Annotated in this window: 24 protein-coding genes and 1 tRNA gene; 9 read left to right on the top strand and 16 right to left on the bottom strand. The window is 36.1% G+C overall.

Annotated elements, in window-relative coordinates:
- The first annotated feature begins 226 nt into the window (after positions 1-226).
- Complete coding sequence (locus ACKU4N_RS18750) at positions 227-1,156, top strand: bifunctional riboflavin kinase/FAD synthetase (protein WP_321319019.1); 930 nt, start codon at positions 227-229, stop codon at positions 1,154-1,156.
- A 71-nt stretch (positions 1,157-1,227) separates the two neighbouring features.
- Here ACKU4N_RS18750 and ACKU4N_RS18745 read toward each other — a convergent pair whose 3' ends face one another.
- Together ACKU4N_RS18745 and ACKU4N_RS18740 are read right to left on the bottom strand one after the other, a co-directional pair.
- Positions 1,228-3,756: a sodium-translocating pyrophosphatase gene (locus tag ACKU4N_RS18745; RefSeq protein ID WP_321319017.1), complete on the bottom strand. Its 2,529-nt coding sequence runs from the start codon at positions 3,754-3,756 to the stop codon at positions 1,228-1,230.
- Positions 3,757-3,949: 193 nt separating this feature from the next.
- Positions 3,950-4,411, bottom strand: coding sequence for a hypothetical protein (locus ACKU4N_RS18740; RefSeq protein WP_321319015.1), 462 nt, complete (start codon positions 4,409-4,411; stop codon positions 3,950-3,952).
- 97 nt (positions 4,412-4,508) lie between these two features.
- Here ACKU4N_RS18740 and ACKU4N_RS18735 point away from each other — a divergent pair, with 97 nt between their 5' ends.
- The 3 genes from ACKU4N_RS18735 (at position 4,509) to ACKU4N_RS18725 (ending at position 6,031) form a co-directional block, all read left to right on the top strand.
- Positions 4,509-4,949 carry a hypothetical protein gene (locus tag ACKU4N_RS18735; protein WP_321319013.1) on the top strand — a complete coding sequence of 147 codons (441 nt, stop codon included), beginning with the start codon at positions 4,509-4,511 and terminating at the stop codon, positions 4,947-4,949.
- A 179-nt stretch (positions 4,950-5,128) separates the two neighbouring features.
- A complete protein-coding gene (gene greA, locus ACKU4N_RS18730) occupies positions 5,129-5,602 on the top strand; it encodes a transcription elongation factor GreA (RefSeq protein ID WP_321319011.1) in 474 nt (157 codons plus the stop codon).
- 33 nt (positions 5,603-5,635) lie between these two features.
- Positions 5,636-6,031, top strand: coding sequence for an HIT family protein (locus tag ACKU4N_RS18725; RefSeq protein ID WP_321319009.1), 396 nt, complete (start codon positions 5,636-5,638; stop codon positions 6,029-6,031).
- 67 nt (positions 6,032-6,098) lie between these two features.
- Here the strand turns inward: ACKU4N_RS18725 and ruvC are convergent, their stop codons facing one another.
- The 7 genes from ruvC to rplU all read right to left on the bottom strand — a co-directional run bounded on the left by ruvC (position 6,099) and on the right by rplU (position 11,776).
- On the bottom strand, positions 6,099-6,650 hold the full coding sequence (ruvC, locus tag ACKU4N_RS18720; protein WP_321319007.1) for a crossover junction endodeoxyribonuclease RuvC: 552 nt from the start codon (positions 6,648-6,650) through the stop codon (positions 6,099-6,101).
- Positions 6,643-7,536, bottom strand: a complete 894-nt coding sequence (locus ACKU4N_RS18715) for a DMT family transporter (RefSeq protein WP_321319005.1) — start codon at positions 7,534-7,536, stop codon at positions 6,643-6,645. Before ACKU4N_RS18715 ends, ruvC begins: the two co-directional genes overlap by 8 nt.
- 11 nt (positions 7,537-7,547) lie before the next feature.
- Positions 7,548-7,850 carry a DUF4286 family protein gene (locus ACKU4N_RS18710; protein ID WP_321319003.1) on the bottom strand — a complete coding sequence of 101 codons (303 nt, stop codon included), beginning with the start codon at positions 7,848-7,850 and terminating at the stop codon, positions 7,548-7,550.
- A gap of 38 nt (positions 7,851-7,888) precedes the next feature.
- Positions 7,889-9,706 carry a tetratricopeptide repeat protein gene (locus tag ACKU4N_RS18705; RefSeq protein WP_321319001.1) on the bottom strand — a complete coding sequence of 606 codons (1,818 nt, stop codon included), beginning with the start codon at positions 9,704-9,706 and terminating at the stop codon, positions 7,889-7,891.
- 90 nt (positions 9,707-9,796) lie between these two features.
- Positions 9,797-11,071: a serine--tRNA ligase gene (gene serS, locus ACKU4N_RS18700; RefSeq protein WP_321318999.1), complete on the bottom strand. Its 1,275-nt coding sequence runs from the start codon at positions 11,069-11,071 to the stop codon at positions 9,797-9,799.
- Positions 11,072-11,184: 113 nt separating this feature from the next.
- Positions 11,185-11,445 carry a 50S ribosomal protein L27 gene (gene rpmA / locus ACKU4N_RS18695; RefSeq protein WP_321318997.1) on the bottom strand — a complete coding sequence of 87 codons (261 nt, stop codon included), beginning with the start codon at positions 11,443-11,445 and terminating at the stop codon, positions 11,185-11,187.
- A gap of 19 nt (positions 11,446-11,464) precedes the next feature.
- A complete protein-coding gene (gene rplU, locus ACKU4N_RS18690) occupies positions 11,465-11,776 on the bottom strand; it encodes a 50S ribosomal protein L21 (RefSeq protein WP_101310776.1) in 312 nt (103 codons plus the stop codon).
- Positions 11,777-12,261: 485 nt separating this feature from the next.
- Between rplU and ACKU4N_RS18685 the strand changes: the two genes are divergently transcribed.
- Positions 12,262-12,870: a bifunctional nuclease family protein gene (locus ACKU4N_RS18685; protein WP_321318992.1), complete on the top strand. Its 609-nt coding sequence runs from the start codon at positions 12,262-12,264 to the stop codon at positions 12,868-12,870.
- A 76-nt stretch (positions 12,871-12,946) separates the two neighbouring features.
- On the opposite strand, the gene ACKU4N_RS18680 is transcribed toward ACKU4N_RS18685, so the two are convergent.
- Positions 12,947-14,203: a nucleoside permease gene (locus tag ACKU4N_RS18680; RefSeq protein WP_321318990.1), complete on the bottom strand. Its 1,257-nt coding sequence runs from the start codon at positions 14,201-14,203 to the stop codon at positions 12,947-12,949.
- Between the two features lie 328 nt (positions 14,204-14,531).
- On the opposite strand from ACKU4N_RS18680, the gene ACKU4N_RS18675 reads away from it, so the two are divergent.
- From ACKU4N_RS18675 to ACKU4N_RS18660, 4 genes are read left to right on the top strand one after another with little or no spacing between them, the layout of a single operon-like run.
- Positions 14,532-15,509: a nucleoside recognition domain-containing protein gene (locus tag ACKU4N_RS18675; RefSeq protein WP_321318988.1), complete on the top strand. Its 978-nt coding sequence runs from the start codon at positions 14,532-14,534 to the stop codon at positions 15,507-15,509.
- 16 nt (positions 15,510-15,525) lie between these two features.
- The gene (locus ACKU4N_RS18670; protein ID WP_321318985.1) at positions 15,526-16,320 is read left to right on the top strand and encodes a thymidylate synthase; all 795 of its coding nucleotides are present in this window, start codon (positions 15,526-15,528) and stop codon (positions 16,318-16,320) included.
- A gap of 11 nt (positions 16,321-16,331) precedes the next feature.
- The gene (locus ACKU4N_RS18665) at positions 16,332-16,817 is read left to right on the top strand and encodes a dihydrofolate reductase (RefSeq protein ID WP_321318983.1); all 486 of its coding nucleotides are present in this window, start codon (positions 16,332-16,334) and stop codon (positions 16,815-16,817) included.
- Between the two features lie 8 nt (positions 16,818-16,825).
- Positions 16,826-17,677, top strand: a complete 852-nt coding sequence (locus ACKU4N_RS18660) for a hypothetical protein (protein ID WP_321318982.1) — start codon at positions 16,826-16,828, stop codon at positions 17,675-17,677.
- A 30-nt stretch (positions 17,678-17,707) separates the two neighbouring features.
- On the opposite strand, the gene clpX is transcribed toward ACKU4N_RS18660, so the two are convergent.
- The 6 genes from clpX to ACKU4N_RS18630 all read right to left on the bottom strand — a co-directional run bounded on the left by clpX (position 17,708) and on the right by ACKU4N_RS18630 (position 24,870).
- Positions 17,708-18,922 carry an ATP-dependent Clp protease ATP-binding subunit ClpX gene (gene clpX / locus ACKU4N_RS18655; protein ID WP_321318980.1) on the bottom strand — a complete coding sequence of 405 codons (1,215 nt, stop codon included), beginning with the start codon at positions 18,920-18,922 and terminating at the stop codon, positions 17,708-17,710.
- Between the two features lie 87 nt (positions 18,923-19,009).
- A complete protein-coding gene (gene clpP / locus ACKU4N_RS18650; RefSeq protein WP_321318979.1) occupies positions 19,010-19,684 on the bottom strand; it encodes an ATP-dependent Clp endopeptidase proteolytic subunit ClpP in 675 nt (224 codons plus the stop codon).
- A 149-nt stretch (positions 19,685-19,833) separates the two neighbouring features.
- A complete protein-coding gene (tig, locus tag ACKU4N_RS18645; RefSeq protein WP_321318977.1) occupies positions 19,834-21,183 on the bottom strand; it encodes a trigger factor in 1,350 nt (449 codons plus the stop codon).
- 106 nt (positions 21,184-21,289) lie between these two features.
- A tRNA-Leu gene (locus tag ACKU4N_RS18640) sits at positions 21,290-21,371 on the bottom strand.
- Positions 21,372-21,511: 140 nt separating this feature from the next.
- Positions 21,512-22,246: an LPS export ABC transporter ATP-binding protein gene (lptB, locus tag ACKU4N_RS18635; protein WP_321318976.1), complete on the bottom strand. Its 735-nt coding sequence runs from the start codon at positions 22,244-22,246 to the stop codon at positions 21,512-21,514.
- A 107-nt stretch (positions 22,247-22,353) separates the two neighbouring features.
- The gene (locus tag ACKU4N_RS18630; protein ID WP_321318975.1) at positions 22,354-24,870 is read right to left on the bottom strand and encodes a DUF5686 and carboxypeptidase-like regulatory domain-containing protein; all 2,517 of its coding nucleotides are present in this window, start codon (positions 24,868-24,870) and stop codon (positions 22,354-22,356) included.

Here is a 24,870-nt window from a genome sequence, read left to right as displayed (position 1 = left end):
TTGTTGCATGTAAAAAAAATGTCTTGTACTTGCCTTGCAAATCAATTGTTTTATTTCAATCATTCGCATGAAATTTAATTCGCTTGCCTTAAGGCTGAGTTTGTTCCTTAAATTTTCATATTTTTGCATCAGGAAATTAAGATGCATTCTCAATTGAGAGCTGGAATTAGCTGGATGAGAGGTGGAGATGAATGAGAATGCTTTGATAGAATAATTTTGCCGGCACATGAAAATATATACGGATTTAAAAGATTTTTCCGCAATCAATCCAGTTGTGACTATTGGCACCTTTGATGGGGTGCATCTTGGGCATCGGAAAGTGATTCGTCGCTTGCAGGAATTAGCTCAAAAAGTAAATGGAGAAACTGTAATTTTCACTTTTTATCCTCACCCGCGACTGGTTTTAAATCAGGAGGACAATGGCTTGCGCTTAATCAATACTTTGGAAGAAAAAAAAGTGTTGCTCGAAGCTGCGGGTATCGATCATTTGGTTGTTTATCCTTTTACAAAAGAATTTTCCAAATTAACTTACGTTGAGTTTGTTGAAAAGATTTTGGTGAAGCAGTTGGGGATGAAATATCTGGTGGTTGGTTACGATCATCGTTTTGGGCACAACCGGGAAGGGAAATATGAAGATTTAAAGGTTTTTGCCGATCAGTTAAACTTTAAAATAGAGCGTCAGGATGTCTTGAATATGGATGCTATAAATGTTAGCTCTACAAAAATAAGGAATGCCATTGCCGATGGTGATATTCAGATGGCAAATAAATATTTAGGTTATCGGTTTTTTATTAAAGGAGATGTTGTTAACGGGAAGAAATTGGGACATACCATTGGGTTTCCCACCGCAAACATTGATCCTCAGGAAAGCTACAAGCTGGTTCCGAAAGATGGAGTGTATGCTGTAAAGGTTGATGTGGACGATAAACGGTATCTGGGAATGCTGAATATTGGTATTCGTCCGACCGTAAATAATCAGCTAGATAACCGGTCTATCGAGGTTCATATATTGGATTTTAATCAGGATATCTACTTCAAAAATATTACAATTCATTTTTATCAGCGCATTCGTAACGAGCAGTTTTTCGCTTCGCTTGATGAGTTAAAGGCTCAGTTGGCTTTGGATAAATTGGAAGTTATAAGTTTGTTGGGATAATTTATTTTCACAATTTTTCAAAAAATAACCCCGAAGAAATATCTCCGGGGTTTTGTATTTCAATGAAATAGCTAATTGCCAGACTTGCCAGCTACGTCCACTTTTATCTGATCCTGATGGTTGCTTCCCATTCGTGTTTCCTCAAATACTGGCTGAGGGTTGGAAGTGTTTACTTCCCTTGCTGGAATTCTCATTCCATAAAACGAACGGTAAACAAAGAACAAACCAATTACTAAGAAAACAGCTCCAATGTAAGGGGCATAATTTATGTTTCCGGTTTTATCTGATTGAACGATCAGTTCAATGGCAATTTCGGCGGCCAATAGTCCAAACAGGGTAGAGAACTTAATGATTGGGTTCAAGGCTACCGATGAGGTGTCTTTGTATGGATCACCGACAGTATCACCAATAATTGTAGCATCGTGTAATGGTGTGTTTTTCTCTTTCAAATCAACTTCAACCACTTTTTTAGCATTGTCCCACGCACCGCCTGCGTTGGCCATATACATGGCTTGAAACAAACCAAAAATGGCAATGGAAATAAGATAGGCCACAAAAAAGTTCGGACTAAAGAAGGCAAATGCCAGTGTCAGGCATAAAATTACGGCAAAAATGTTCCACATTCCTGTTTGTGCATACTGAGTGCAAATTCTCACAACATTCTTTGAATCTTCAATGTCGGCTTCTGTCTTGTCCAAATCGATATTCCTTTTGATGTATTCAACTGCACGATAAGCTCCGGTAGTAACAGCTTGCATGGATGCACCCGAGAACCAGAAAATTACAGCCCCGCCAGTAATTAAACCAAGAATCACAGATGGATCGGTCAATTGAATTTGCAGTAATGATTCCCCATTCGAGAGAATCGTTCCCTTAAGCAAAAGGATAATTGCAAAAATCATTGTAGTTGCACCAATAACTGCAGTGCCAATTAATACGGGTTTGGCCGTAGCTTTAAAGGTATTTCCGGCAGAGTCATTCTCTTCCAAATTGTGTTTGCCACTTACAAAATTAGGTTCAAAACCAAAATCGTTAAGAATTTCTTCTTTAATGTTTGGAATCTTTTCTATCTGAGATAGTTCAAAAACCGATTGAGCATTATCTGTTACCGGACCATAACTGTCAACAGCAATGGTAACGGGGCCCATTCCCAAGAAACCAAAAGCCACTAATCCAAAGGCGAAAATTCCAGGATAATCGCCAAATATGGCAATGTCCTGAACGGTGTAAAATGCAGTAGCCATAAGAGCCATCATTACCATACCTTTCCAAAAAGCAGAGAAATTACCGGCTACCATTCCCGAAAGAATCGTTAAGGATGCACCACCTTCCCGGGAAGCAGTAACCACTTCCTGAACATGACGGGAACCCGAACTGGTAAATGCTTTGGTTAATTCGGGAATAACCGCAGCGGCAAGTGTTCCGCAGGATATTATTGTTGAAAGTTTCCACCACAATCCTTCAGGCAGATCTGATATTAGAATATCGCTGACAACATAAGTTACAACAATTGAAATAATCGAAGTAATCCATACCAAAGAAGTCAGTGGAGCTTCAAAATTAAAATGATCAGCTTGACTGTATCTTGCTTTTGCAATGGCTTGATTTACCAAATAAGCAAATACTGATGTGAAGATCATCAGGACACGCATAGCGAAAATCCAGACAATAAGAGTTGATGCAAACCCAACATTGGGCATTAATCCGGTTTCACCAAACATTAAAATGATAAAAGTAATCAATGCAACACCTGTAACGCCATAAGTTTCAAACCCATCAGCGGTTGGCCCCACGCTATCACCTGCATTATCGCCAGTACAATCGGCAATTACTCCGGGATTACGTGGGTCATCTTCGCCAATTTTGAAGACAATTTTCATTAAATCGGCACCAATGTCGGCAATTTTGGTAAAAATGCCACCGGCAATTCGAAGAGCCGAAGCGGCTAATGATTCACCAATTGCAAAACCCACGAAGCATGCACCGGCACTATCACCAGGTATAAACAGCAAAATAGCGATCATCATGATCAGCTCGATACAAATTAAAAGAAGACCAACACTCATACCTGCCTGCAATGGAATGGACATTACATCGAAGGGCTTTTTCTTAAGCGCTGCAAATGATGTGCGGCTGTTTGCGTAAGTATTTATCCTGATTCCAAACCAGGCAACTCCATACGATCCTAATATTCCCAGTACTGTCCAAAGCAGAATAAGCATAGTTTTTGGAATGGATACGTGAGCTAAACCAATAAAATAATAGGAAATTGCAAAACCAATAATCAGAAAAAGAATAATTAGAAATTTACCTTGCTGCAGTAGGTAAGTTTTACAGGTTTCGTAAATAATATTGGAAACCTTTGCCATTGAATGATGTACAGGAAGATTTTTAATTCTATTAAATTGAATCATTCCGAAGAATAAACCCAAAACGATAACTACAATGCCATAAAATAAAAGGTTCCAACCATTTATGCCACCTAGTCCGCCAAAAACACTCTGTCTTAAATCGGGAACAACCAGGTCTGCTTCACTGGCAAAACTTGCGAAAGGAGTTAATAATACCCCGAACACTAGTAGTAATAATGCTTTTTTCATAGGATAGAGATTAAATTAATTAGGTGAATTCCCTATCAAATTATGCATTATAGTAAAGTGAAACAAGACTTTACATGATTAAAATTTTAAAAAGTAAACTTTATTATATTTTGATTGTATGCTTATTTTCTTATTTTTAACCTGTGAAAATTAGTCCCCTGATTAAGTGGCCTGATTTTTTTTTGAAATTAATTTAATTGCGGACTTTTAATGAATTGTTACTGGCGTAGTAAGTATTTCCATATTCTTTTAATTTGTATTTAGCGACTGAATCGTTAAATGGCCATCCACCGGTTAACAAACTAAATTTACTTCCGCAAACGGGACATTCTGCATAAGTGCCCTTTATTTCAACATGTTCATCTGAATCTCTATCATTAGTGCAACTTGCGTCAAAAACGGCAAATTCAGAAGTACTGGTTCTTATAACAATAAATCCATGCCCGTTATAACCAACAGATGCGTCTATTTCATCAAAGTATAGTGCATTGCCTACAGAATTTAGTTCACTGTAAAAATTAAGATGTATTGTTCCGCTAACAGGAACATTGGGGATGATTTCATCCACGTTGGTATCTGTACTGCACGAACAAAAAGTGATGTTTATCAGACAGAAAAGGAAAAAAAGTGGTAAATTTGATTTATTGTAGTTCATTGTAGTTTATTTTATTTTTTATATAACGTAATGCTTGCAGGTATTAGTGCAGGAATTAGCAAAATTAAACTTTTAAATCAATTTTAAGCGTATCAGTATGGACGATAGTTGGGGGAATATATTGTACTATGTTATAGTGGCACTCTTTGTTATTGTTGGTGCTCTCAAAAAAAAGAAGCCTGTTGCTGTCCAGCCTCCCGATGATGGGGAAATTCATCATAAACCGGGGCCTGAAACTCAGGGAGGATTCGAAACACTTTTTGAAACTTTGCTGGGCAATGAAATACCCAAACCATATGTTCAGCCTATAGAAGACACAATTCCCGAACCAGAGGAAACAATGATGGCGGAATATACAAGATTGCAAAAATTGAAGGAAGAGGTTCGTGAAGAGAAAAAGAAACCTGTTTTTGCTGATTTAAAATCAATCTATAGTGATAGTAAGGATGAGAATGAGTTGGAAGAAGATCAGGAAGAAGAAATCGATTGGCGCCAGGCCATTATTTACAAAGAGATTTTAGATAGAAGGTACACCTAAAGCAAAAAATAAAGTATACTTTTATTGATTCCTGTTATTTAATGCAGGTAAGGGTTCATTTATACTAAATTTGTATATTTGCATCCGGAAGAGTTTCGAAAAATCGAAATTCTTTTTGTTTTTTAGATCGTTGTCGATCAAATAGATTAGAATTATAAGAATTTAAATAGGAGGGAATTATGTCTGGTTATTCATATGTAACAGCCGAAGGACTAAAAAAACTAAGAGCAGAAGTGGAACATCTTGAGACGATTGAACGTCCTAATATTTCCAAACAAATTGGTGAAGCCATCGACAAAGGAGACTTGTCGGAAAATGCCGAGTACGATGCTGCAAAAGAAGCTCAAGGTTTATTGGAAGCCAAAATTTCGCAGTTAAGAGGTATTCTGGCAAATAGCCGGGTAATTGATGAAACTAAAATTGATACTTCGAAGGTGCAGATGATGACGAAGGTTACCATTAAGAATCAAAAAAATGGTTCTGTAATGGCTTATACTTTGGTGTCTGAAACCGAGGCCGATTTTAAGAATGGGAAACTATCAATCAATACACCAATCGCCAAAGGTTTAATTGGTAAGGTTATTGGTGATGTTGTTGAAATACAGGTTCCAAATGGCTTAATTCCATTTGAAATTATTGATATTTCTTTATAATTACAGGGAGTACAAAATCAGAAAAACACGAATATGGCTTCAATTTTCACAAAAATAGTTAATGGCGAAATTCCTTGTCACAAAATAGCTGAAGATGAGAACTTCTTTGCCTTTTTGGATATCAGTCCTTTGGCATTGGGTCATACTTTGGTGATTCCAAAGCAGGAGGTTGACTATATTTTTGATTTAGACGATGATGTTTTAGCTGGATTAAATCTTTTTGCCAAACGCGTAGCGAAGGCCGTTGAGAAGACCATTGAGTGCAAAAGAATCGGAATTGCTGTTATTGGCATTGAGGTTCCGCATACTCACATTCATCTGGTGCCCTTAAATAATGTTGGAGATTTAAATTTTGCGAATCCAAAATTGGAAATTGCATCGGATAAATTGGCTGAAATTGCCACTAAAATCCGGGAGAATTTTGAATAGAATCAATTATTCGCATATAGATATCAGCCACTTTTTAAGTGGCTTTTTTTTACGATATAATTTAAAATTATTTGACCCTATCTGGATTCTTTTTGACAAAATCAGCCCATGATTTTGGTTTGCCTGCAGATGTAATGGCATTACCCTGAAAAAAATGGCACATTGCGATTGCAATGGCATCTGTTTCATCCATATTTTGAGGGAATTCCTTCAGATTAAAAAAACGCTGAAGAACGGTTGCTAATTGTTCTTTCGAGGCCAGTCCGGTTCCGGTAATTGCAAGTTTAATTTTTTTTGGAGCGTATTCAAAAATGGGTATGTTGCGATGCAATGCCGCTGATATTGCAACACCTTGAGCCCGGCCCAATTTAAGCATTGATTGAATGTTTTTTCCAAAAAACTGAGATTCAATAGCTAATTCATCGGGTTTGTATTCATCTATTACCTGCAGAGTGCGTTGGAAAATCTTCTGAAGCTTAATGTAGGGATCGGTAATTTTTTTGAGATCTAAGACACCTGAAACCAAGATTTGTGGCTTTTTGTCAACAATTCTTATTAGTCCGTAGCCCATTAAATTGGTACCAGGATCGATTCCCATAATTATTCTGTCGTTACTCAATTGAATTGGATTTTCGAATAAATTTCTGCAGAACGATACCCAAAATGATAAGTGCAAGGCCTGCAAGAGTACTAAGATAGATAGATTCTCCGATAATAAGATGTACAAACAGCAAGGAAACAAACGGACTCAAAAAAACCAGGTTGCTTATTTTGTCTGTTGAACTTGTAATTTTTAATGCTTTTAACCAGAATACATAAGCGATTCCGCATTCTACTAACCCAATATATACTGCGGCTAAAATACTTTTTACACCAGGCATCCGAAAGTTCGAAAATAGGAGGATAGAGATTAGAATATAAATAAATCCAAAAATAAAATTCAGAAATAGTTTCTCTTTTTCTTCTCTGTGATCCCGAACATTAAATAACCAAAACAGAGACCAAAATAAAGAACTGGACAGAGCCAATAGTACACCATAAGTATCCGGGGTTTGAATGGATGTAAAAGAGCCTTTGTTGGCGATTACCAAAACACCCGAAAAACTCACCACTATACATGAGATACTCTTCCATCCAATTTTTTGCTTTAATAAAGGGATAGAAAGCAGTACCAAAGTAATTGGCCAGATATAGTTCAGACTTAGTGCAAATTGAGCAGGCAGTATCGAGTATGCTTTTAAAAGCACCAGATAGTATAGAAAAGGATTTAAAAAACCCAGTCCTGCTGATCGAATATAATCCCTTTTACTTCTTGAAAAAACTTTTTGTAATTGAGATGAATATAAAAGTAAACAACCAAAAAAAAGCATGGCAACGCCGGAAGAGATTAACAGAAGATGAAGAAAATCCATTCCGTGCAATGCAATTTTAAATGCTGTGGCCACTGTTGACCAGCAAAGGATTGCCGACAGGGCAAAAATGTATGCTTTCTTTTGAGTATCCAAAGTTTTGGAAATTAAGCTTCTTCCAGCAAGGATGAAAAACTCATCACCTGGCTTCTGTATTTTGCTTCGAAAACGGCTTTTGCTCCCGGTTCGAAATTACAGTGATATTTTGTGAATAGTTCTTTGTTTTTGAACAGAAGTTGAAGGGAATAGGTCAAACCTTCGTCTTCAGTTACAACCATTACTTTGCAAAAATAATCGGCAGAAAAAGTTCCGGTTTCTTTGAGTAAAGGGATAAATTTTGTTTTCATCCATTCACAAAACTCTTTTTCCATGGAATTTTCGATCAAATAGCTGGTATTGTAAATAATCATTGTTTTCAGTTTGTAATTTTGGCAAAGGTATCGAAATTTTATTTTCTTAATTCATTTAATTTTTTTCGGGCTTCAACAGAGTATATACTATCAGAATATTCAGTAACAAGACTTTTGTAATTCTCCATGGCTTTTTCTGTTTCGTTTAACTTCTGAAGCAGTTCTCCTTGTGTGAACAATGCCTTTGGCGCAAGAGTTTCGTATGGATGTTCTTCTATAATTTTGGACAAGGCCAAAAGTGCCTGTTCTGTTTTATTTGCTTTGATGAAAATTTCATATTTCAAAAAATAAACTTCATCAGTTAGTGAATGTCCCGGATGATTTTTGAGTAGTTCATTTAATTTAAGAATAGCCAGAGAATCTTTTTTTTGGAACATTAGAAATTCAGCTTCAGCAAAAGTTTTCATTGCGGTATAACTGGTATCTAAAGTTGTATTGTCACTAATCAATTGAGAAAGATAAATTGCGTCGTTGGCTATGAGTTTTGATGTACTTCCTTTTAGAGCATCCAACTGAGCTTTGGCCCATTTCAACTCACCCATGAAGTAAGAAACTTTTGCTTTTTTATATTTGGCCTCGAAGCCGATAGCATTGTTTTTGTTTGATTTTTCTATTTGAGCATACAACAAAATGGCATCCCATTTTTCGTCTTCAAACAACTTAACGTCTGCCAGTTCAAGTTTTAATTCCGATTTTTGTTGGGAATTTAAGCCTGAACTTTCCAATGCTTTTTCCAGAAGTTCAATTGATTTTGCTGAATTGTTCAGATAAAAGGAATTGATGTGAGCGTATTGGATGAGTGAAGTGCTGGTTAACGACACATTTTTTTCTTCGGAAAATAGTTTTTGATATTGCTCCGAAAGTTCCAGCCATGCCGGTTTAGAAGCCGGATTCTGTTTTTGAAGTATAATATACCGTGTCTCTAAATCTCCCATGCGGGCATTTAAATAATTGGGCGATGAAGATCCTTTATCAACAACATGTTGATAACATTCAAGAGCAGTTTTAAAATCATCATTTGTTCTTGCAGCGCTTGCTAAGGATAGCAGGCGGGAACCATCCTCTTTTCCGATTAAATCTATCGATCTTGCTTGCGTGAAGGCAGCTTGAAACTGTTTTTTCTGCATAAAATACCATTGCAGTAATTCCTTAAAGCTTAGATTTTTAGTCTCAGTTTGAATTTTTTGCAATAATTGATTTTTCAGAATGGGATCTAAACTTGAATTGATATCCTGAAGAAGTGCGGACTGCAAATGGTTTTGTACCGTTTTTATTTGTGTTGGATCAACTGAAAGTGCCAGAAGATATTCTGAAACCATTTTTTCAAAATCTCTCTGAGATAGAAAAATAGTGGCCAGTTCCATGTGAAAGAGATGCTCCTGATTGAGCAGTCTTCTACCAATTTCATAAGTCTTAATGGCGAATTCATATTCACGTTTTCTTACAAAAGCGTTAGCAATACTTGTAATTTCACTGCTGACAGGAATCAATTTTTCTAAAACTTTATTGTATTGAGCCAGACTCTGATCACTTTCTCCTGATGTTTTGTAAACGAATCCCAAGTCTATTAAAAAGCTTTGGTCATCTGGATTTTTTTTAATTTCCTTTTTTATCGATTTCTCAGCTTCCTGATAATCCTCAAGTTGAATTAAGCAATCAATATAGTAGTTGAAATAAGTTCTTGACCGTGTAATTTTATGCAGGTTAAAGAATAGGGAAGATGCCGGTCTGTATTCTTTATCACGAAAGTAGTTAAAAGCCAGTTGACTTTCTGTTTGGATGTTGTTTTGTGAATAGCTGTATTCAGATCCTAAGAAGGAAATCAGAACAAGAAAGTTTACTATGAATTTTTTCAAAACCAGTTTTTTAAAGATGATACTCTAACTCAAAAATATAAAAAAAGCCCGGTTGTTTCGAACCGGGCCATAAAATTAAGTAAATATCTTTTAGTCGATTAGCTCAAATCCAGTGTAAGGAACCAATGCTTTTGGAATTCGGATTCCTTCAGGAGTTTGGTTGTTTTCAAGCAAGGCGGCTACAATTCTAGGCAATGCCAGTGCACTTCCGTTCAAAGTGTGCGCCAGTTCAGGTTTTTTCATATCCTTACCTTTGTAGCGTAATTTTAAACGATTCGATTGGTAAGCTTCAAAATTTGAAACAGAACTTACTTCCAGCCATTTGTCTTGGGCTGCAGAAAACACTTCAAAATCGAAAGTCAGAGCGGCAGTAAAACTCGTATCACCACCACACAAGCGAAGCAGGCGGTAAGGAAGTTCCAATTTTTTGATAATTCCTTCCACGTGAGCTACCATTCCCTCAAGAGCTTCGTATGATTTTTCTGGATGCTGCAATTGTACAATTTCCACTTTATCGAATTGGTGCAGGCGATTCAAACCTCTTACATCTTTTCCGTACGATCCGGCTTCTCTTCTGAAACAAGCAGAGTAAGCTGTATTTTTTACCGGGAAATCTTCTTCTTTCAAAATAACATCGCGGTAAATGTTTGTTACCGGTACTTCAGCAGTAGGTATTAAATACAGGTTATCCTCGGTTACATGATACATTTGTCCTTCTTTGTCTGGCAGTTGGCCGGTTCCGTATCCGGAAGCTTCGTTAACAACCAATGGGGGGATAACTTCTTCGTAGCCGGCTTTGCGGTTTTCATCCAAAAAGAAATTGATTAATGCCCTTTGAAGAATTGCACCTTTGCCTCTGTATAAAGGGAAACCAGCTCCGGTGATTTTATTCCCAAGTTCGAAATCAATAATATTGTATTTCTTAGCTAATTCCCAGTGAGGAATTGCTTCGGAGTGCAGGTTTGGGATAATTCCACATGTTTTTTCAATTACATTTTCGTTTTCACCTTTACCGGCAGGAACCGATGAATGAGGTGTATTCGGAATTTGAAGCAACAAATCATTTAATTCCTGAACTGTACTGTTCTGAATCACAGTCAATTCAGCAATCGAATCCTTCAATTCGCCAGTTTTTTCTTTTGCAGCATTTGCCTCGTCAGCTTTTCCACTCTTAAAAAGCATTCCGATTTCTTTCGATAAACCGTTCATTTCCGCCAGTGTGGCATCTAATTTTACTTGGCTTTCTTTTCTTTTTTCGTCAAGAATGATGATTTTTCCGATGATTTCTGTTGCGTCGAAATTCTTTATTTTCAAAGCCTTAATGGCTTCGTCTTTGTTTTCCTGTAGGTATTTGAGGCTTAGCATCAGTATCTTTTGTAAATGATTATATCTATAACTTTCAGGCTATAAAAATAAAAAAATCTCCTGTCTTTATACGAAATAAAGCAGGAGATTTAAATATTTTAAAGCTAAATAATCTATTCAGCTAAAGGTTCAACAGAAACGTAAGATTTATTATCTCTTTTCTTTTTAAAAACCACTGTTCCAGGAATAAGAGCAAAAAGAGTATGATCTCTGCCAATACCTACATTTTCACCTGGGTTGTGTTTTGTTCCTCTTTGACGAATAAGAATGCTTCCAGCTTTAGCCAATTGCCCACCAAAAATCTTAACTCCTAATCGCTTACTTTCCGATTCTCTACCGTTTCTAGAACTACCGGCTCCTTTTTTATGTGCCATTTTGTTATATTTTTAAGGATTAAGCAACAATTTCTTCAATTTGAATTTGTGAAAGGTCCTGACGGTGTCCGTTCAGTTTTCTGTATCCTTTTCTTCTTTTCTTTTTGAATACTTTTACCTTGTCACCTCTCATGTGAGATAAAACTTTAGCAGTTACTTTAGCTCCTTCAACTGTTGGAGCACCAACTACTATCTCACCATCGTTATCCACTAAAAGTACTTTAGGGAACTCTACTTGTCCACCTTCTTCAGCAGATAGTCTGTGAACAAAAATCTTTTGGTCTTTTTCAACTTTAAATTGCTGACCAGCGATTTCTACAATTACGTACATTATTTCTAATTTTACGGTTTGTTCCTGAGGGTGGGTCATTTTAAACATTAAATTTACCTCTTGGTGAACCCCCAAAGAATTTTATTTCGGATTGCAAAAATAAAAAAGAATAATTGATAAACAAAGTTTTACTCTTGTAAATGAATTGTTTTGACTCTTTTTTTTTCGATTTGAATGTTATTTGGATTGATTTCACAAAAAAAAAATTCAAGTCGATAAGTTTCCATGGCTAGTTTTGGATTTCCTTGGCTATAATATGTATCTTCATAGATAAGATTTAGAAAATCAATATATGATATTTTTACGATTGGTAAAAATGAATTTTCGGATGCTTATTTAATAGTTTGCAGACAAATTGATTCTGTAAATAGAAGTAAATCAGTAAGTGGGGGTAAATTTGAGAAATAACCTCGGTTTATTGTTAATAGTCAATTAAAAACAATTCTTATATTTGTTAATTGATTGGTGAAAAAAGAGGAGTTTTTATGGGGAAGATAAAACTTAACGTTTTAGGATTGTCGTATAGTCAGACTCAAACGGGAGCCTACGCACTTGTATTGTCTGAAGAAGATGGAGACCGAAGGATTCCTATAATTATAGGTGGTGTTGAGGCTCAGTCAATTGCTATACAATTGGAGGAATTGGAGCCTCCACGGCCCTTAACTCATGATCTTTTTAAGAGTTTTGCCGAGGCCTTTGCAGTGAATGTTGTTGAGGTAAATATTTATCGGCTGGAAGAGGGAATTTTTTACTCAGAGTTGATTTGCGAAAAAGGGTTAAGTCGTATTCGGATAGATTCCCGCACATCAGATGCTGTTGCCATCGCTCTGCGTTTTAGATGTCCAATATTCACAACAGAAGAAATAATTGAGAAAGCAGGAATCGTCTTAAGTATTGAGGGAGAAGCTGAAGACCCGATGATTGCCGGACAAACAGACCCAGAGGTTCCTAAGCCGGAGAAGAGGAGGAGTCAATTTACCGAATATTCTTTATCACAGCTTAGAGGGATGCTTGAAGATGCTGTTCGTGATGAGGACTACGAACGTGCATCACTGATTCGTGACGAAATTGATCGTCGGGGAGAATCTGTTTAGGAGAAAATGAAAAGTATTATTTAATCATAAAAAATGGCAAGTGAAAACTTGCCATTTTTGTTGTATGTAAACTTGTTTAGTGGTTAAATCCGGCAAGTTGTTTTGGATCGTGCTTGTGTTTAAACAGAATTGCAAAGAATATTGTTATCACTAATGAATAGATCGCAAATGAATTCCAAATATTCATCCACATAAAACCACCTTGGTCATCAGTAAAAAATACACTAATAATAAGACCACTTAACCAAGAACCTAGAATAGCTCCAAATCCATTGGTCATCATCATGAATAGACCTTGAGCACTGGCTCGTGTACTTGCATCACATTGTGTTTCTACAAATAAAGAACCAGAAATATTGAAGAAATCGAATGCCATACCGTAAACAATACACGAAAGAATAATCATCCAAAGTCCACCCTCCGGGTCGCCATAGGCAAATAATGCAAAGCGCAGAACCCAAGCCCCCATTGAGATTAGCATAACTTGCTTAATTCCAAATCTCTTTAAGAAGAATGGAATAGCAAGAATAAACAGCGTTTCTGATATTTGAGAAATAGACATGATGATTGTGGAGTAGCGAACTACAAAAGAATCGGCATATTGAGGTATCTCTACAAATTCCGAAAGAAATCGATCCCCGTACATGTTGGTTAATTGCAAAGCGGCTCCCAAAAACATTGAGAAGATAAAGAACATTGCCATTTTGGAATTCTTAAATAACTTAAAGGCATTTAATCCTAATGTTTCTGTTAGAGAAGCGCCACTTGCACCTTGGTTTTGAGGTTTGCATTGTGGCATTGTGAACGAATATACTGCTAAAACTACCGCGGCGAATGCAGCAATGTAGAATTGATGATGCGTAGCTTTAAATCCGCTTAAATTGGTTACCCACATAGCTACAATGAAACCTATAGTTCCCCAAACTCGAATAGGAGGAAAAACCTTGATTACATCGTAGTTGTTATTTTTCAGTATCGTATAAGAAATAGAATTCATTAAAGCGATGGTTGGCATATAACAAATCATCGCCACTAAAACAACCGAAATAAATACAGTTGGATCGTCAACGAACGGTAATGCGGCTAGCGCAATCCCCCCAAATAAATGAAGAATACCGTATAACTTTTCTGCATTGATCCAGCGATCAGCAATGATGCCAGTTAGTGTTGGCATAAATAAGGAGGAAATTCCCATCGTTGAGAAAACAGCACCAAACTCTGTTGGGGACCAATGTTTTGTTCCAAACCAATAATTTGCTATTGTTATCAACCAGGCTCCCCAAACAAAAAATTGCAGGAAGTTCATTACTATCAGACGATTTTTTATGCCCATAACGATGTTTTTAAAAAATAGATTAGTATTTGCAATGTCTTACTAGTTATTGGTTGTTTTCGTAGTTTCAATTTGAAATTCGTTCGAGGATTTATTAATAAAGATTGAAATCTTTACTCTTTTGAAAATCAGAAGTGTCAAAACTAACTAAAAAAATAGATTCTTAAAACATCGACATTGTCTTTTTATGACAATTACAAGTGATATGAAAACATTCTATATAGAGCGGTTTTTTTTTAGCGAACTAATTTGGTAAATGTATATGTGGAGGAAGACCTATAAATTGATTGAAAAAAGTATTTTTGTACTTCACTCAAGTTGAATGTAAATGTTTCAGGAAAGTTCAGTTCAAACTAAAAATCAGTCATCAAAAGCTAAAGTTATTGCTGCTGTTTGGGAATCTATTCCCAAAGCCTATTCCACATCTAAATGGCTTTTGAGTATTATGATACCAGTTTCTTTTGGTGTGTTATTACTCAACTACACGGGACTATTGGCTTTGGTTTCGGGTTATTTGGAGCCTGCATTTGAGTACATGGGCTTGCCGGGAGAATCGGCATTTATTTTACTAACCAGTATTTTTACGAATATTTATACGGCGATTGCAGTAATTACCAGTTTGGAGCTGGAGGGGCGGGTGGTTACAATTTTAGCCGCAATGTGTTTGGTAGCTCACGGTTTTATAATTGAAACCGCGGTTTTGAAAAAAACAGGATCGTCGATGCTTCGAATGATATTACTAAGGTTGACAGGTAGTTTTGTGCTTGGGCTGTTTTTAAACTGGGTCTTGCCGGCAGATTCATTTCAGGCTCAGGCTGGCGTTCTTGTACAGCAAGAAGCGTTTAATTCAATGTTTACAGCCTGGCTTTGGTCTTCGGGGGTCTTAAGTTTAAAAGTGATAATTCTGATTACCTTGTTGATGATCTTACAGCGAATTATGGAAGTTTTTGGGATTATAAAATGGCTGTCGCGAATGTTGGCTCCTTTTCAGTCAATAATGGGACTGCCCGATTCCACATCCTTTTCATGGATAGTTGCTAATACTTTGGGTTTGGCATATGGTTCAGCCATCATGATAGAACAAGTTGAAAAGGGACAAATGACAAAATCAGAAGCTGATTTATTAAATCATCACATCGCTGTATCCCATTCACAATTAGAAGACCCGCTATTATTTGCAGCTATTGGTGTGCCTCTGGGCTGGTTGATTATTCCTCGTGTTTTTTTAGGAATTATTGTGGTGTGGTTATATCGTTTCGAACTATTTATAAGGAAGTCCTTAAATAGTTTTATCTTTAAAAATTAAATTTTGACAATTAGTTATGCAACAATATCTTCACTTATTAGAAAGAGTTCTCGAAGAAGGGAATAAGAAGGAAGATCGAACCGGAACCGGAACCGTAAGTGTTTTTGGTCATCAAATGCGCTTCGATTTATCCAAAGGATTTCCTCTGTTAACTACGAAGAAGCTTCATTTAAAATCAATAATTCACGAATTGCTTTGGTTTTTAGATGGAGATACCAATGTGAAATATCTTCAGGACAATGGCGTTAGAATTTGGAACGAATGGGCTGATGAAAATGGTGATTTAGGACATGTTTACGGATACCAGTGGAGATCATGGCCAAAAAGCAATGGAGAATCAATAGATCAGATCACGCAAGTGGTGCATGATATTAAAAATAATCCCGATTCAAGAAGGTTAATTGTAAGTGCATGGAATCCAGCAGATATTGAAAATATGGCTTTGCCTCCATGTCACGCACTTTTTCAGTTTTATGTAGCCAATGGTAAACTTTCCTGTCAGTTGTATCAGCGCAGTGCAGATATATTTTTGGGCGTTCCGTTTAATATTGCTTCCTATGCTATTTTAACGATGATGATGGCTCAGGTGTGCGATTTGGAACCTGGCGAATTTGTGCATACTTTAGGAGATGCTCATATTTACATGAATCATATGGATCAGGTAAAATTACAATTGACAAGAGAGCCGAAAGAACTTCCGGTATTAAAAATTAATCCTGAAGTTAAAAGTATATTCGATTTTAAATTTGAGGATTTTAGTTTGGAAAACTACGATCCACATCCTCATATTAAAGGAGCAATTTCCATCTAAAGCTAAACATTATGAATGTATCCATTATTGTTGCCGTTTCCCGAAATCAGGTAATCGGAAAAGATAATCAGTTAATATGGAAGCTGTCTGCCGATTTAAAAAGGTTTAAAGCTTTAACAACAGGGCATACCATTATTATGGGGAGAAAAACGTTTGAATCAATAGGGAAACCATTGCCAAATCGAACTTCTGTAATTATAACCCGTCAGGGGGATTATGTGGCAGAAGGGTGCATTGTGGTTAATTCCTTAGAGAAAGCTCTTGAGAGATTTTCGGATCAGGAGGAAGTTTTTATTATTGGCGGAGGAACTATTTATAAAGAAGCCTTGGTTAAGGCCAATAAGATATATTACACAAAAGTTCATAAGGATTTTGAAGGAGATACTTTTTTTCCGGTTCTGGATTTAAAAGAATGGAAATCAGTCAGCAGAGAGGATTGTCTGCCGGATGAAAAAAATGAAGTTCCTTATTCATTTATCGATTATATAAGAAAATAAGAATAAATATGAGGCGTTTAATTTCAGGTTTTATAATATCTGTCAGCATATTATTTACAGTAAATTCATGTTCAACGGGATCTGATCCTGAAGATATTATTCTGGATGTATTCTCTGTTCCTGCTGAGCTTACTCTGCAAATAGAAAATATATTTAACGATTTAGCGATGGATGTGAATGGCATCGCGATGCATAAATTAGAATTTAAAGGTGATTCGATCGTAACAAATGTGGCTAAATGCTTGAAGGTTTCAGTTCATCGAAATGCAGAGACTTTTGTGCTTGATTCAATTGTACTGGATTATGGAACATCAACATGTTTGTCGAATGGTGCCGCTTTTAAAGGGAAAGTAATTGTAGATCCAAAAGATGAAAAATTGGAATCATTTGATATTCGATTAAAAGATTTCTCATCTTACGGATATTCCATAACTGGAACAATTGAATTTCAGATTACCGGTGAAACCGCTGGTGATGATTTTTCCATGACTATGGAGAATGCTGAATTTTTAATTAGCGGAACCGAAGAAATGGTTTATACGGTCTCAGTATCTAGTATAAGTAATGTTTACACTTTTTTAAAGAGCGAGGAAGGTGAGTCTGCCTATATTGATGATGTTTTTAAATTTACAACGAATCTATTGGGGGAAACTCCTGATGGAGTTTCGTTTGCATTGGAAAGCAACAGTGATTTAGTCTACGCTTATTCGTGCAAGAACATTATAGGCGGGAAGGCCGATTTATCATTAAGCGATGTTGGTGATGGAATTGTAAATTTTGGAGGCGGAGATCCTGATTCAGATTGTGATGCCAAGGCAACTGTAAGTGCATTCGGAGCAAATATTACAATAACACTATAAAGAAAAAAGCCGGATATTATCCGGCTTTTTCTATGCGACTTTTAAACGCTTGAGGTTTATTTTTTCAAGTTTTTCACTTGCGTATTTTCTGTCAATGTCAATTTTATTCTGATCGCTTGTTGGCAATTCAAACATGGCATCAATCATGATAGCTTCGCAAATTGATCTTAATCCACGGGCTCCGAGTTTAAATTCCAGGGCTTTATCTACAATATATTCCAATGCATCGTCTTCAAATACTAATTCAATATCGTCGATTTTAAATAGTTTAGTGTATTGTTTTATGATTGCATTTTTTGGTTCAGTAAGAATGTTGCGTAATGCTTTTCTGTCCAACGGTTCTAAGTATGTAAGAACAGGTAAACGACCAATAATCTCAGGAATCAAACCAAAAGATTTCAAATCTTGAGGAGCAATATATTGCAGTAAATTATTCTGATCAATCTGTTCCTTTTCTTTGTTGGCATTGAATCCAACAATCTGAGTATTTAATCGCTGCGCAATTTTTCTTTGAATGCCATCAAATGCACCACCACAAATAAATAGGATGTTTTTTGTATTTACGGGTATCATTTTTTGATCTGGATGTTTTCTTCCTCCTTGTGGCGGAACATTCACAATCGATCCTTCCAGCAGTTTAAGTAAGCCTTGCTGAACACCTTCACCCGAAACATCTCTGGTAATGGAAGGATTATCGCTTTTTCTGGCAATTTTATCTATTTCATCAATAAATACAATTCCTTTTTCTGCTGCAACAACATCATAATCAGATGCCTGAAGAAGTCTTGTTAAGATCGATTCAATATCCTCACCAACATAACCAGCTTCGGTTAGTACAGTAGCATCCACAATAGTAAAGGGAACATGAAGCATTTTGGCAATTGTTCTAGCCAATAAGGTTTTACCTGTTCCAGTTTCTCCAACAAGAATAATATTCGATTTTTCAATCTCAATATCTTCATCATCTTTTTCCTGAAGTAATCTCTTGTAATGATTATATACCGCAACCGCAAGATATTTTTTTGCATCATCTTGTCCAATTACATATTGGTCAAGAAATGCCTTAATTTCTGTCGGCTTAAGTAATTGAATCTCTTTTAGGTTGATGTCAGTACGATTCTTCAATTCTTCCTGTACAATAGCATAGGCTTGTTCGATACAGCTATCGCAAATATGACCGCTAATTCCGGCAATTAGAAGATTAGTATCTTTCTTTTCTCTCCCACAAAACGAGCATTTATCCATGTTTCTTATTTGTTATACTAAAAATGCAAAGTTAAGAATTTTAATCTTAACTCTGCATTTTGTTATTCTGATTTCTATTTAGTTAGCTTATTGCTCACGGATAAGCACTTCATCAATCATTCCGTACTCCTTTGCTTCCGCGGCTGTCATCCAATAATCACGATCGGAGTTTTTCTCAACTTTTTCGTAAGTATTTCCAGAATGATCAGCAATAATAGTATAAAGTTCTTTTTTCAATTTTAAAATTTCGCGTGCAGTAATTTCGATATCCGAAGCTTGCCCTTGAGCACCACCCATTGGTTGGTGAATCATTACACGTGAGTGTTTTAATGCTGAACGTTTACCTTTTGTTCCTGCAGTTAATAATACAGCTCCCATCGAAGCCGCCATTCCGGTACAAATGGTAGCAACATCGCATTTGATGTATTGCATTGTATCGTAAATTCCTAAGCCGGCATGAACTGAACCTCCAGGAGTGTTGAAATAGATCTGGATATCTTTCGACGGATCTGTAGATTCTAAAAACAGCAATTGCGCCATAATGATATTGGCTACATAATCATCAATTGGAATGCCAAGGAAGATAATCCGATCCATCATAAGACGGGAAAACACATCCATTGATGCAACGTTTAATTGTCTTTCCTCAATAATAGTAGGAGAGATGTAGCTGTTGTGGATTGATGTGTATCTATCTAAGTTTAGGCTGCTTATGCCCATGTGCTTTGTAGCAAATTTATTGAATTCATCTTTTGGTACCATAGCGAAGTGATTTTATATTTCGTAGACCTAAATTAGTTAAATTTTCACCATTTGAAAAGAATGGCTTAACAAAATCTGTATTTTAAAAGCCAAAAAGAAAACCACGCTTTTTTAAAGCGTGGTTTAATGTATTATTAAGGCGTTTCGACTTATTCAAACAATTTGTTGAAATCCTCGGTAGAAATCTCTTTTTCTTCCAGTTTAACGGTTCCTTTGATGTATTCAACAACTTTATCATCAGCTTTGCGCTCATAAATTTTTCTTTGCTCGTCTTGATTTTGCATCATTTGCTGAGCGTAGTTGTTAAGGTACTCTTCAGGCACATCCATCATTCCGTATTGTTGGAATTGCATTAATGCTTGTTTTTTAGCAAATTCCATAACTTCTTCCTGGCTAACTTTCAGATCATTCTCCTGAATCAATCTGTTTTTGATCAATTGCCATTTGAATTCGTCAGCATAATTTGCAAAATCAGTATCAACCTGCTCTGCGGTCATATCCTTGTTTGTAGAAACAATCCAACGCTTCAAGAATGCTTCAGGGAGTTCAATTTTTGCTTTTTTTACTAATTTGGCTTTGGCATCGATCAGGAATTTGTAGTCGCTGTCGTTAACCAATTGCTTTTCGATATCTTCTTTGATTTTATTCTTGAATTCCTCTTCTGAAGATACAGTTCCTTCACCAAATACTTTATCGAATAATTCCTGATTCAATTCAGCATTAACAAATTTGGTGATTTCGGTAATTGTAAATTGAAAATCAGAATCTAATGTTTCAGCTTCTTCTTTCGAAATATTTAGCATAGAAGCAATGTCTGATTTGTTTTCAAAAGCTTTGGCTGGATTGAAAACTACTACATCATCTTTTTTAGCTCCAATAAATTTCTTTTTAGCGTCTTCGTCTTTCATGTATTCTAAAGACATGGCAACATTTTCGCTTACAATTCCTTCTTCAATTAGTTTTCCGTCAGCATCAACCTGAGCGTAGTTACCTTTCAAAAGTTCTTTTTCTTCAACAACTTCAGCAGCATTGTTTGATCCGAAACGACGGGAGTGCATATCAACACCGCTCTGAATCATTTTCTCGTCAACAATAATTTTGAAGAAGTCGATTTTATCTTTCTTGCTTAGGTTAAGTGTATATTCAGGAGTTAAAGCAATATCAAAAGAGAATTCGAATTTAGTGTCTTTTTCCCAGTTGATTTCCTTTTGTTCAGTTTCATTTGGAAGAGGTTCGCCCATGATATTTAAATCATTTTCACGAATATACTTCATTAGCTCCTCGCTAAGAATTTTGTTAATTTCATCAGCTAAAACAGGAGTTCCGTACATTTTTTTAATCACACCCATAGGTACTTTACCTGCACGGAAACCATTGATATTTGCTTTTTTACGATAGTCTTTCAACACATTGTTTACTCGGGTTTCGTAATCTTCTTGAACAATCTGTAATTTGATTACAGCATTTAAATCATCAATATTGGTTTTTGTAATGTTCATTTTTTAGCTATTATAGATAAAACCTCTTTAATTGAAAAAAAACCGCCTCACGATCGACACATATCAGTATCGGAAGTACGGGCGGTTTAAGGTTATTATTTTGTTGTGCGGATGAAGGGACTCGAACCCCCACGCCTCTCGGCACTAGATCCTAAGTCTAGCGCGGCTACCAATTACGCCACATCCGCGGGTTAATTGCGGTGCAAATATAGAGCTGTTTTTTATAATTTGCAATACCTGTTCGAAAAAAAATGAAATTTTTTTGAGTAAAATATTTAGTCTGATTTTTTTTGAATTATTGAATCAATTCAATTCTCTTGACAATGAGCTATTTTATAGCTTTCCGAAGTTCAAAATTCTTACCTAAATAAACTCTTCTCACATCTTCATCTGCAGCAAGTTCTTCAGCAGTTCCTGATTTAAGGATATTACCTTCGAACAAAAGATAGGCTCTTTCGGTAATGGAAAGAGTTTCTTGTACGTTGTGATCGGTAATTAAAATTCCAATATTTTTATCTTTTAAATGGCGGACAATGTCTTGGATATCTTCAACTGCGATTGGGTCAACTCCTGCAAACGGTTCATCTAGAAGGATAAATTTCGGCTTAATTGATAAAGCTCTTGCAATTTCTGTTCTTCTTCTTTCGCCACCCGATAGTTGAATTCCAAGACTTTTTCTGATTTTCTGCAGGCTAAACTCGTTCAGCATTTCTTCCAATCGTTCTTTCTGGTATTCTTTTGAGAAATCAGACATTTCAAGTACAGCTCTGATATTGTCCTCCACACTTAGCTTTCGAAACACAGAGGCTTCCTGAGCTAAATATCCAACACCTAATTGCGCTCTTTTATAAACAGGTTCATTTGTAATTTCGCGGTCGTCTAAAAAGATTCTTCCACCGTTTGGCTGAATTAACCCAACAATCATGTAAAATGAAGTGGTTTTTCCAGCACCATTAGGTCCAAGTAAGCCAACAATTTCACCTTGTTTAACTTCAACAGAAACACCTTTAACAACGGTTCTGGTTTTGTATCTTTTTATTAAATTTTCAGCTCTTAAAATCATCGTTATTCAATATATTTAAGGATCGGAATGTTGCAAATATAGAAAAGATCTGTGAGAATTAAACTTTGAAGTAAGTTCAAAGCCGGTCACTAATTTCCTCTGAATTATTAAAAAGTGAATTGGAACATTGCCCGGATACCAAAATTTTCAAAATCCTGATATGGATTGTCTTCCAAATGATTTAACCGCCACATGGCATCAATTCGGATAAATTTAAATATGTTTTCAATTCCTACACTTGCTTCAAAGTAAGGTTTGCTTACATCCGAAAGACCATTGGGAAAAATCATTTTAGCTTCAGTATTGGTTAATGAGCCATTGTTTTTGTCACTTAAACTTCCAATTAGTCCTTTTCCCGACACTACAGTTCTCCATTTTAATTTCCTAAATAATGGTATTCTATTTAAAATGAGTCCGTTAAAGTGATGTTCAACAAATAAGCTAACGTATTGATCGCTTGAAAACTCGTAATAGTTCATCATGTTAAATGCATACGGATCAAAAGCGTAGGTTTCGTTCCCTTCATGCAGATGAAGGAGAGGGTACGGAACTTTTCCGAATAATTTCCCTGCAGTAACTAAATAGTAAAGATTTCCCAAGGGAGGTAGTTCTATGGTGTGTTCGATGCTTAAATCAATTTTTTGATAATTGTGATCGGCACCCAAAACATCTTTCATGCCCATGGTAAGATAAAGATTGAATATAGGAAATGGCCCACCCAGATGAACTCTTTCGAATTCACCCATTATTATTCTTTCATTTCTGGTAAATCTGGTTCTTAGCTCAATTTCCGAAGATGTAATTCCAGAAACAGGTGTCTCACCACTTACATCCGGGGCATTAAACGGGACGAATTTTGTTGGGTTGATGTCTCTGTATCTGAACTTCAAAGTGTTCGAAAATCCCTGAAACCACTCTTTCTCATAATGAGCTTCCAATTGATTTACCATTGTGAGTTTATTGTTTGGGTTTCGTTTTAAAAGAGAGGATAGAATATTCCCTTCGGTAAATGCATTTGGACTTTTTCCTAATTGTTGAATATCATGTTTGTATTGTGCTCCGAAAGTTTCTCTTGGGAGCTTATTGATCATGTATAGAAAGCCCAACCCATATTTAAATTTATTGTCTTTGTCTCCGTAAGCTAAATGACCGTTGTACATTATTTTAGTACTAAAATCATTTGAAGTTCTTCCTCCAAACATAAATCTGTTTCCTTCAATTTCATTAAAGCTGTAAAGTTTATAGTAGGGGCCGTATTCGAATTTTCCCTTTACGTAATAGCCTGTAACAAATGTTTGAATTACATCAATTATATTTCTGTACAATGGTACGTTTTGAATGGAATCAACCATGGCGTAAATGCCGGATTCTCTTTCTGATAATTGGTATGGACGGGCATTGTCCCAATACTCTTTGGGTTGTTTTAAGGCAGTCTCTTCAACAATAACATTATTGTCGAGCTTAATTATTTCCTCTTTTAATGGTTGATTTAGCTTTATGTTTTTGTAGGAAATTGATTTTCTTCCAAAAAAGCCCATTTGTTTGGTTGAATCTTTCTCTGTTATCATAAAGTCAACAAAAAGATTTTGCTTTTTTAAGAACCAGGTGCTGTCGTTTAACTTCTGAAATTCATTGTTGCTAACCAAATCTTTAACCCAGTTAAGGTTCACATCTTTTGCTATGCGCATTTGCATGTTTTGTATGGCAAAGGTGGTGTCGGCCACCCAAAAATCTCCTATAAAAGTCGGTTCCTGCTTTCTTTTAGGCTTAAATGACATGTGATAGCACCAGCTGCCTTCCCTAAATGCGCTGTCGGTTAAGTAATATTTGTAATAGCGAAGTCCGCCATCTGCAATCGGACTTACAAAACCCATATTGAAAAGATCAATAAAGTTGTCGTAAATGTTTATGTTTTGATGAAGTTTTCCGGTAAACTGAGCTAAACTTGCGTTGTCATTTATGCCCGACATTTGGGAAGCTTTAATAACTTCCCTTTCTATTTTCGGCTTTTTCTGAAAATGATAATCGGAAAGAGATTCGGTAATAAATACAGGTAAGTATGGTTTTCCTGTTATTACAGAGGTGTCGATATAATCAAAGACAAATTGGAATTGCCGCATGATTTTTTTATTCTTAAAACTATCTTTGATATTGTTCAGGTCCATTTCCATTTTGGTATAGGATTCGTATTGATACGAATCAAACCTGGAAGGATTATTGGCTTCTTTTTTTGCGATAATTTTCCGGAGAAGCACATGTGCAGGATTCTCTCCGGGAGTAACAATAATTTCCGCTAAGTCGAATGCTTCTGATTTTAATTCTACGTTAATGGTTTGAAAACTGGCTTTTTGAATTTCAAACACCTGCTCTTTATAACCTACAAAAGAGATGTGCAATAAATCTGATGGTGTTCTTGTTTCCAGAAAATACTGTCCGTCAAAATCCGAAGTGGTACCAATGGTAGTGCCCTTAAAAGCAATATTTACAAACGGAAGTGGTTCTTTTGTTTCCGAATCAATTATACGACCTCTTATTTTGGTGGTTTGTGCAAAACCGTTGTAAGCTAAGCCTGAAAAAATAAGAATGGTTAGGAGTAGAAATCCTTTTTTTATTATCTGATTCAT

Source organism: Labilibaculum sp., assembly GCF_963664555.1.
In the GTDB taxonomy this organism is placed as follows: Bacteria; Bacteroidota; Bacteroidia; order Bacteroidales; family Marinifilaceae; genus Labilibaculum.
Note: the sequence above shows the minus strand (reverse complement) of the source record. Positions and strands in the feature narration are given on the sequence as shown.